The organism is Ornithinibacillus proteolyticus (assembly GCF_039581225.1).
Classification (GTDB): domain Bacteria; phylum Bacillota; class Bacilli; order Bacillales; family Amphibacillaceae; genus Ornithinibacillus; species Ornithinibacillus massiliensis.
In genome coordinates this window covers 79,522-87,331 of the sequence record NZ_JBCPXV010000012.1, presented here as the reverse complement: position 1 = coordinate 87,331, position 7,810 = coordinate 79,522, and the positions used below count along the sequence as shown (strand labels likewise).

The following is a 7,810-nucleotide window of genomic DNA, read 5'->3' as shown; positions in this document are numbered from 1 at the left end:
TTTCTCTGGTTGATATTTACAATGAACATCATTCCCAAAGGGAATAATCATGGAGGAGCCGTATGCGATGACCCGCACGTACGGAACTGCGAGAGGCGCATGAGTGATTCATGCGCCTACTCTATTTGTTTAGGAAACAGAGTCCAAATTATTTAAGACTATGTTAAATAATGTAAACGATACAACCAATTTGTGATAAGATGGAGATGAATATTTTGAATATTTCGCACGGTGGTCGGGGGTAGAAGCGTTCATAGACATGAAAGGTTGAGTAGATTACTAGCAAGGAGAATGAAGGTTGGATACATTAATTCAAGAAATCACACGATGGATTCGTCAGGCAGATGGGAAGCGGATTATAGGAATTTCTGGTCATGGAGCTGCTGGGAAGACGACTTTTGCCCATGCATTAATGGAAAAGCTAGATTGCCAGGTTACTTATCTAAACACCGATCCATACATCGTAAGCTCAGTAATAAGAAAACATGCATTAATTGATTATACACATAAAGGTACAGCCCATCGATTTAAGATGACTGCTTGTCATCCTGCTGCACATCATATCCCTTCCTTGGAAAGGGATATATGGATGCTAAAGGAAGGAATGGATTTACGTACGATAGATACCTTCTATGCAAAAAGTGAGGTACTATCCTCACATAACAAGATAACCATTGTAGAAGGCATGAGTGTAGCGTTTGCCAATCCGGAGCTATTTGATTTACTCATTTATTTTTATACCGATGGGGATACAGAATTAAAAAGGCGATCCATACGCGATATAGAAAAAAGAGGAGCAAACATGGATTATTTACTGCAATCCCATCAGCAAAGACGTATACAATACGAGGAGTTCATGCATTCGTACAGTAAAAACTTCGATATTGTCATAAAAAGCGTGGATGATAAATTCCATATTAAGAAAAATACCGTTGATTTTTAAGACTTCTTCATGTAATGGAAAGGGGTTAGGCTATATGAATCAGGACAAAAAACATCTATATCTTAATATGGTTGTTGGTACAATCGGAATGCTTTTAATGGGTATCGGATTATTACAATATATATCGATAAATCCACAAGGCTTTGGCCTAATGACAATAGGCTATGCATTAGTAAATAGTTATATTTTTTATCTAGAAGCAAAGGCCGGGATAAGCAATAAATTAATCTGGATTCAGTCCATTCTTGGGGTAACTGTTTTACTAGTCATAGCGTATTTTATGTATATTTAAAGTGTTTAAATTTTATTAAAAGGAGGAGAGAACTATTAATAGAAATCAGAAATTAACGATTATCTTTATTCTTTTAGCTTCTTCGTTTATAGGTCTAGGAAATGCACTACACCCATTGATCAACTATTCACCAACAATTGGGGGGTGCTTGGGAATAACGTGTCAATTACTTGCTTTAGTATTTGCTTTTAAATGGGAACGTAGGAGAGCGCTGCGTAAACAAAAGGGGTGCTAGTGATGAGGAAAAGGATGTTAATCTATGGGAGTAGCATATTAGCGGCGCGATAACGTATGTAAAACTAAATTCCTCTTTAAACATTCTTGGAGTGAGTGCCAATGCTGAATGGCAGGACCCTATTAACAGCCATTGAGCAGATATCGAGGGAATAAAATAGTACGGTCTATATGAAGTGGAAAAAAGTATAACAAATGGGGATTATAGATGATAATTTCTACTGTGATTATGGGATGGATAGGCATTTTAATTTTTTTAATTATCATATTTACTTATCAGAAATTGGCAAAATTGAACGAGTATGCTTTTATACATTTATTAATGGCATTGATGTATGCAATGTGGCTACCTTTACCATTCGCACTAAATACATTACTACAATCAGATTCTCTACAAGTGGGCAGTATATTTGGGTTTGTCTATCTCATGATGATTGTGATCACGATGACCCTTCAAACCGGCCATATTTCGTATATAGTAAAACATAACGAGGATAAATCGATTACAGAGAAGCAGGGCCAATATATGATGGCTACATTATCCAACCCATTTGAATTATTAGCCAATATCTTCAGATGTGTTTGGTCACTATTTTTAGGCATCGCTTTTTGGAGTAGCGGACAAGTGTTAATGGCAAGTCTTTTGTTGTTATTTAGTTTATTCGTTTTTTATTTTTTCGCTATAATGCTGGATACAGCCTTAGTCAAACGCGTTACCTTTTTCTCCAAGGTAAAACCGAACCCTATTTTAGTTAATCTAGAAACATTACTGTTCTTTATTGTATTGGTTAGTTATGTAACTTTTCACTCTTAAAGGAGTGTAAAGAATTGTAATTGGTTCAAATTGCGTTTGATTACGTGCAATGGAGAAAGATTGAAAAGCAAGTATATTAATAGAATAGAACGACTGGTTTCTATCTGAATGTAAATGAGATGACAGAGGTGACCTAGTATGATGTATTGCGCGGTAGCAGAATTACCTAAAAGTAGAATAATAGACTTTTTTCAGCAACATTGGGGAAGTCCGGAGATGGTTATTTCCAGCGGTGTTTATGATTGCAGCACATTAGATGGTGTTGCTGCTTTAAATGAAGCAGATACGATGATTGGTTTAATTACGTACATTATAAAAGATCACGAATGTGAAATTATTTCATTAGACAGTACCGAGGAAGGAAGAGGAATAGGGACAGCTTTAGTTCAAGAGGTGGAAAAACTTGCAATGGAGAAAAACTGTAAGCTGATAAAGCTCATTACAACAAATGATAATTTACTAGCGTTAAGGTTTTATCAGAAGCGAGGCTTTACCTTATCAAAAATTCTTCCGAATGCAGTGGAGAAAGCGAGAAAGCTTAAACCAGAGATCCCTCTAATAGGAAACGAAGGTATCCCCATTAGAGACGAAATTGAATTAATCAAGGTATTAAACTGAAAGCTTGGGATCCCTAAGCTATTTTGAGCTTATACAAAGGGACAAATTGGGCGATTATAGCGGAATTTTAGATAAAATTAAAACGAGAATATAGGCTTAGATATAGTGACCAAAGTGGGTCGCTTTTTTTCTTAATAAAGGAAAGTGGGAAAGTGCGCCTCTATCCTAAATGAGCAAGGAAAGTAGGAAAAGGAAGTAGAGTTAAGTGTTCTGAACTCTAAATGAGGGAAGAAAGGAGAAAAAGGTAACAGAGTTCAAGTATAATAAAAACAATCAGAATAGGAAGACTCCCATCGCACATAGAGTTAGAAAAAGGGAAAGGAGGAGTAAATGGTGAGCTTAAGAACGGGCTATGGTTTAGATGTTAATGGATTTATTATAAGCGATGTTCATATCGATAAAATAGATAATGACTATATGGCTTGCATTCAGGAATCTGTTGAGTGTCTTAGGAAAAGGTTTGGTCAATGCTTACATAGTGTTTATGTCTATGGTAGTGTGGCTAGAGGTGAAGCGACTCGTGTTAAATCAGATTTAGATCTTCTTGCTCTTTTTACTCGCAAATTGAATTCTGATGAAGTAAACGATTTAAAGAAACTTAGTGAAGAACTGTCCCAAACGTATCGTGATCTCGTTCGGGATGTTGGTATTGCCGTTACCGATTATGATTATACTGTAGACCCAGCTAATTATTACGAAACTGCATTTCTTAGGGAGATTTGTGTTTGTGTATATGGAAAGGATGTAGGGGAACAATTTGGTCCATATAAACTAACCTCGGAGATAGCGATTCAATTCAATGGAGATATTTGCGAGGCGCTTAACCGGGCATTACATAGACTAGAAACAGCCTCCAATGAGGAAGTTAAGTCATTTACACAAGGCTTCGCTCGTAAGCTTATTCGAACATACTATTCCATGGTGATGGCACGTTCTCAAGTTTGGACGACAAGACTCCATGAGCAAGCGGAAGTCGCAATCCAACACTTTCCAAATAAAGAATCTGTCATTCATACCCTGCTAAATTGGATTGAGGAACCACCTTCTGACAGGGAGCGTGTAAGTGAGCTATATAAGCGCGAAGGAGAGTGGGCTTGTGCAAATTTTATACGGGAAGCGAATATGACATCTTGAATTCCTCTCCTTTTATTACGATATATATTAAAGAATTTTTCCCTATTTAATATTAAAACGTAACCAAGGCGATGTAAGAAAATCGCCTTTTTATTTTGGAGAAACATACTATTTTAGTACTATTAAACTATAAGGTTATTCTAGAATTCTAACTAACGGTTTAAGGGAGATAGGGAATGATTATCTATGATGAAATTTATGGGGAATTTGAAGTAGACGGTGTATTAGAAGAATTGATTTTAAGTAAGCCAGTACAACGGTTAAAAGGAATTCATCAAGGTGGGGCAAGCTACTTGGTGAAGGAAGAATGGGATGAAACGCGTTTTAGTCATTCCGTAGGTGTTATGTTGTTAATTAGAAAACTTGGTGGAACGATAGAGGAGCAAATCGCAGGATTATTACATGACGTCTCCCACACCGCCTTTTCGCATGTCATTGATTTTGTATTTGAAAATAAGGAAGAAGACTATCATGAAAAAATATATAGCACCGTTGTGGAAAATTCTGAAATTCCCAACATTTTAATGAAACATGGCTATCATTATGAAGACCTATTGCTGGATGATACAAAGTGGACATTGTTGGAACAGCCAGCACCAGAGCTTTGTGCCGATAGGGTGGATTATACGCTTCGTGATATGTATGCATATGGAAATATCACGTTGGAAGAGGTTAATCGTTTTTTAGATAATCTAGTCGTTGTAGAAGGAAAAATGTATCTACAAAACATAGAGAATGCCGAATGGTTTGTCAAAACATATTACAAAGAAGTGATCGACTTCTTTATGGATCCATTAAATATCTATGGTTATGATATATTAGCTAAGGCACTGAAGCGATCATTAGAAAAAAACATTATTAACCTTGATGATTTCCTTGGTACGGATGAGGATGTAATCAAAAAGATAAAATTATCAGAGGATCAAGATGTACTACAATTCATGCGAAGACTTCATTTTAATGTGAAAGTCAAAGAAGATCGACAGCACTATGACATACATCGGAAAAATAAAGTCCGCATGATTGATCCGTCCATATATATGAATGGAGGATTGATACCGTCATCAGAGTTATCCGTAAGCGTAAGAAACATGGGACGTGCAGCATACGAGAAAGCAAACAGAGGGATGTATGTCAAAATAATTTCTAATTAACCCAACCAAAAAGGGATGAGTTAGTTTAAATGTTATTTTGGATGTACACTAAAGTTATTGGGGGAAGAACATGAAAACAGAGCTGTTGAAAGTCATGGAAATAATCAAGCTAGGCGAAAAGCTAAAGTATGAAATGCGACATAGCTGGCTATCTAATGGCAGACAAGAAAGTGTAGCAGAGCATACGTGGAGAGTCTCCTTAATGGCTATGTTATTAGAACCGTATTTAAAACAGAAGGTAGATACTTCAAGACTACTAAAGATGATCATAATCCATGATTTAGTAGAGGCCGAAGCCGGTGATATCCCAGCATTTGATACGATGGATAATATTAAGGTAAAAGAGCAAAAAGCCTTAAATGAAATTAAATTCATCGAAAAAATTAGAGATACACTAGGGGATTCATTGGGAAAGGAACTTTATCATCTCTGGTTTGAATTTGAGAATAAACAAACATATGAAGCAAAGGTTGCGAATGCCTTAGATAAACTAGAGGCACAAATACAACATAACGAAGCCGATATAGCAACATGGATTGATATCGAACATAGAATGAGCTTTATGATGGACCAATATGTAGCGTTTGACCAGAATCTCCAACTGTTCAAGGACATTATTGAAGAAGAAGCTATGGAAAAGCTGACTGCAGCCGGAATAGATGCTGACCGGATAAAGAATGAGGTCTTGTCTACTTAGCGATGTGCCTATACTGGGTGAAGGTGTACCTATAACAAAGAAGGATGCGCCCACCCCGGGAGTAGGTGAGCCCAAATTAAAGGAAGATGAGCCCGACCCGTGAGAAGATGAGCCCAAATTAAAGAAAGATGCGCCCACCCCGGGATAAAATGAGCCCAAATTAAAGAAAGATGCGCCCACCCCGGGGGTAGATGAGCCCAAACTAAAGAAAGATGCACCCGACCCGTGAGAAGATGAGCCCAAATTAAAGAAAGATGCACCCGATCCGTGAGCAGATGCACCCAAAACAAAGAAAGATGCTCCCTAACAAAAAACACCAAATACTACCACAAGAGGTGAATACATGAAATATACTTGTCCTTGTTGCGGATATAAAACATTAGATGAAGAGCCACCAGGTACGTTTGATATATGTGAAATCTGTTTTTGGGAAGATGATGGTTATCAATATGAATTTGTAGATGATACAGGTGCGAATGATGTTTCCTTTAGGGAAGCACAACAAAATTTCATAGCATTTGGAGCTGTGAATAAAAGATGCCTAGAGTTTGTGAGGCCGCCTAAAAAAACGGATGTGAAGGACCCGAATTGGAAGACATTAGGTGGATGAAGAGCTAAATTAAGGCTACATAGTATGGAGAAGTAAGGATGGTTAACTAGAGGTTGGGACAGTCCAAAATATAAGAATGTTACTCCCAACCTCTATACCCTTACTATTAATTAAACGAAACAGATTCTTGCTTACGCTCTAACCCCTGGTAAACGAAAGCTAGAAGCATAGCTGGAATTGTACAAACGATCATACCGATAAAGGCGAATCGCGGTTCTACTTCGTATAAATATCCCCCGAAAATAGTAAATACGGCTGTACTCCAGCTTAGAGCTAATGCCGAATACATTCCTTGTGCATTAGGTATTTGTGCGTTCGGAATATGCTTGATTAAATATTTCATAAAAGCATAATGTCCCATCGCAAAGGAAAGGGCATGTAGCAACTGCGCAATACTAAATACGATTACATTCGGGAAAGCGAACACTAATATCCAACGTATGGTTGAACCGAATGCGGCTAAAGTCAGCAGTGATCCGACAGAATATTTCTGAAAGCCTTTGTCTGCTATCGCAAAGAATAGGATTTCTGCTAAAACGGCAATGTTAATGATAACGCCAATCAGATAAACAGGTGCGCCGATATCCTGTAAAAAGATGTAGCCATAATTGTAATAAGTAGCATGTGCTGCTTGTAGTAGGATAACAATAATTAAGACGATACTAAAGTGCTTTATACGGAACAACTGGAGCATGCCACTGCGCGAGCTGCTCACTTGTGGTTTTTCTGCTAGAACGGTTGGTGTTTGCATAAAGCCTAGACCGACAAATCCAATCATACCAAGTAGCAATGCCCATAAAATGATGTCGTCACCAAATTTATCGGTAAAAATAGTCAATACCATGCCGACAGACACAAATCCAATCGAACCCCATTGCCGTGCTCTACCATAATGCTGTAATTCTTTATTTTGCATCAGCACACCAGCAGCGCTATCTAATGCAGGCATCAGTGTTGGATAAAAGATATGTATGCCTATTGTGACGATTAGTAGACTAGTAAAGTCGCTTGCAGGAATATAACAGAGAATCGCAATAATCGTACTGATCCCTGTTACATGCAATAACATTTTACTGCTAATTTTTCCGGAGAAATACGGAAATGCAAATAAGGTAGATAAGCCTCTAGCCACTAGACCTAAACTCATAATCAAGCTAGCCTCTGAGACACTAATACCCTTTGTATAAATCATCCACCCTGACCAATAAGGTAGAAAAATTCCCCATGTTAGAAAAAAACTAAAAAATTGCATACTCATCCAGCGTTGTGTATTCATTCTCTGTCCCCCTTGTTGATTGCATGATATCATGGAAG

General features: G+C 37.6%; 9 protein-coding genes. 8 read left to right on the top strand and 1 reads right to left on the bottom strand.

The window, feature by feature from the left end:
- Positions 1-298 precede the first annotated feature (298 nt).
- The 8 genes from AAIB49_RS08130 to AAIB49_RS08095 all read left to right on the top strand — a co-directional run bounded on the left by AAIB49_RS08130 (position 299) and on the right by AAIB49_RS08095 (position 6,496).
- Complete coding sequence (locus tag AAIB49_RS08130; RefSeq protein WP_343457748.1) at positions 299-943, top strand: uridine kinase family protein; 645 nt, start codon at positions 299-301, stop codon at positions 941-943.
- 34 nt (positions 944-977) lie between these two features.
- Positions 978-1,235, top strand: a complete 258-nt coding sequence (locus AAIB49_RS08125; protein ID WP_339212518.1) for a hypothetical protein — start codon at positions 978-980, stop codon at positions 1,233-1,235.
- A gap of 442 nt (positions 1,236-1,677) precedes the next feature.
- Positions 1,678-2,283, top strand: a complete 606-nt coding sequence (locus AAIB49_RS08120) for a hypothetical protein (protein ID WP_343457747.1) — start codon at positions 1,678-1,680, stop codon at positions 2,281-2,283.
- Positions 2,284-2,421: 138 nt separating this feature from the next.
- Complete coding sequence (locus AAIB49_RS08115) at positions 2,422-2,901, top strand: GNAT family N-acetyltransferase (RefSeq protein ID WP_343457746.1); 480 nt, start codon at positions 2,422-2,424, stop codon at positions 2,899-2,901.
- A gap of 330 nt (positions 2,902-3,231) precedes the next feature.
- On the top strand, positions 3,232-4,035 hold the full coding sequence (locus tag AAIB49_RS08110) for a nucleotidyltransferase family protein (RefSeq protein WP_343457745.1): 804 nt from the start codon (positions 3,232-3,234) through the stop codon (positions 4,033-4,035).
- A 176-nt stretch (positions 4,036-4,211) separates the two neighbouring features.
- Positions 4,212-5,189 carry an HD domain-containing protein gene (locus AAIB49_RS08105; protein WP_343457744.1) on the top strand — a complete coding sequence of 326 codons (978 nt, stop codon included), beginning with the start codon at positions 4,212-4,214 and terminating at the stop codon, positions 5,187-5,189.
- A gap of 70 nt (positions 5,190-5,259) precedes the next feature.
- The gene (locus AAIB49_RS08100; RefSeq protein WP_343457743.1) at positions 5,260-5,886 is read left to right on the top strand and encodes an HD domain-containing protein; all 627 of its coding nucleotides are present in this window, start codon (positions 5,260-5,262) and stop codon (positions 5,884-5,886) included.
- Between the two features lie 343 nt (positions 5,887-6,229).
- Positions 6,230-6,496 (top strand): CPCC family cysteine-rich protein, encoded by a 267-nt coding sequence (locus tag AAIB49_RS08095; protein ID WP_339212534.1) that lies wholly within the window; start codon positions 6,230-6,232, stop codon positions 6,494-6,496.
- Between the two features lie 106 nt (positions 6,497-6,602).
- Here the strand turns inward: AAIB49_RS08095 and AAIB49_RS08090 are convergent, their stop codons facing one another.
- The gene (locus tag AAIB49_RS08090; protein ID WP_339212537.1) at positions 6,603-7,772 is read right to left on the bottom strand and encodes an MFS transporter; all 1,170 of its coding nucleotides are present in this window, start codon (positions 7,770-7,772) and stop codon (positions 6,603-6,605) included.
- Between the last annotated feature and the right edge of the window lie 38 nt (positions 7,773-7,810).

Excerpts from the sequence above, each read along its gene's own strand:
- AAIB49_RS08115 (WP_343457746.1), top strand. The coding sequence starts at position 2,422 with ATGATGTATTGCGCGGTAGCAGAATTACCTAAAAGTAGAATAATAGAC.
- AAIB49_RS08120 (WP_343457747.1), top strand. The coding sequence starts at position 1,678 with ATGATAATTTCTACTGTGATTATGGGATGGATAGGCATTTTAATTTTT.
- AAIB49_RS08090 (WP_339212537.1), bottom strand. The coding sequence starts at position 7,772 with ATGAATACACAACGCTGGATGAGTATGCAATTTTTTAGTTTTTTTCTA.
- AAIB49_RS08125 (WP_339212518.1), top strand. The coding sequence starts at position 978 with ATGAATCAGGACAAAAAACATCTATATCTTAATATGGTTGTTGGTACA.
- AAIB49_RS08100 (WP_343457743.1), top strand. The coding sequence starts at position 5,260 with ATGAAAACAGAGCTGTTGAAAGTCATGGAAATAATCAAGCTAGGCGAA.
- AAIB49_RS08110 (WP_343457745.1), top strand. The coding sequence starts at position 3,232 with ATGGTGAGCTTAAGAACGGGCTATGGTTTAGATGTTAATGGATTTATT.
- AAIB49_RS08095 (WP_339212534.1), top strand. The coding sequence starts at position 6,230 with ATGAAATATACTTGTCCTTGTTGCGGATATAAAACATTAGATGAAGAG.
- AAIB49_RS08105 (WP_343457744.1), top strand. The coding sequence starts at position 4,212 with ATGATTATCTATGATGAAATTTATGGGGAATTTGAAGTAGACGGTGTA.